The organism is Oleiphilus sp. HI0128 (genome assembly GCF_001635365.1).
Genome location: NZ_LWGG01000661.1, coordinates 1 through 801 on the forward strand (window position 1 = coordinate 1; position 801 = coordinate 801).

An 801-nucleotide genomic window follows, 5' to 3' on the forward strand; every position below is an offset into this window, starting at 1 on the left:
TTTGGTTGATTTTAATATCGGGTTTTTCAAGGCAGTTTTCTTGCGCAAGGATAAAAAACTTATCGATTTTCGCTTTGAAGTCTGCCAGCTGTTTTTGTCGTTCGTCTTTTGTTTTGCCATCAAATTCAGGGTAGCCAATGTTGTAGCTCAAGGCTTGGCGTACGCCATCAGTACTCGCTACGCGACTGAGGTTATCGATTTTATTTTGAATGAACTGATTGTTCCGCACGAGCGTTCGATGGTTATTACGGATGTCGTAGAGAATCACATATATCAGCGTTACCTTGCTGAGACATACTCCGTTTCATCATCGCCGATGACGACGACGTCTCCGTCTTCGAGAATTTGCGTATTCAGGATGATTAAGCCGCTAATAATATCAGGTGCCCAGATGTTGCTGGTAAAGGCTAGGAAGGCAAATAGGATTCCGAATATGCCAGTCGTTTCCAGCATACTATCGGCGCCCCAAATTTTAATGAGGGTGAACAGCGTTGCCAGAATGATGACAAACAGGATAATGATATCTACTAGACGGCTTGAGTAGGTGTCTAGAAAAACAGGCTTCTCATCAACAACTTTTTCGAGGCCGAACTTCTTGCGAGATTGGCGGCTACAAATACTGTAAATCAGGATGCTGAGATACAGAGTGGTGAGACTTAAACCCAAGTGTATAAAGAAGTTTTCGTAGCTATTGTTGAGTCTGAGAAAAACCAGATGGACGATATGAAGAATCAGCACCAGGCCGTTTAAGGCGCGAAACAGTGTGACTTTGACGCCGCTATCACGTGCGCCATCAATGAA

Annotated in this window: 2 protein-coding genes; both read right to left on the bottom strand. The window is 43.8% G+C overall.

The annotated features are described in order from the left end of the window. Positions 1-268, bottom strand: a 268-nt coding sequence (locus A3763_RS08265) for a hypothetical protein (RefSeq protein WP_197482851.1), incomplete at its 3' end; no start/stop codon positions are given. Between the two features lie 11 nt (positions 269-279). Next, positions 280-801, bottom strand: a 522-nt coding sequence (locus tag A3763_RS28500; protein WP_197482852.1) for a hypothetical protein, incomplete at its 5' end; no start/stop codon positions are given.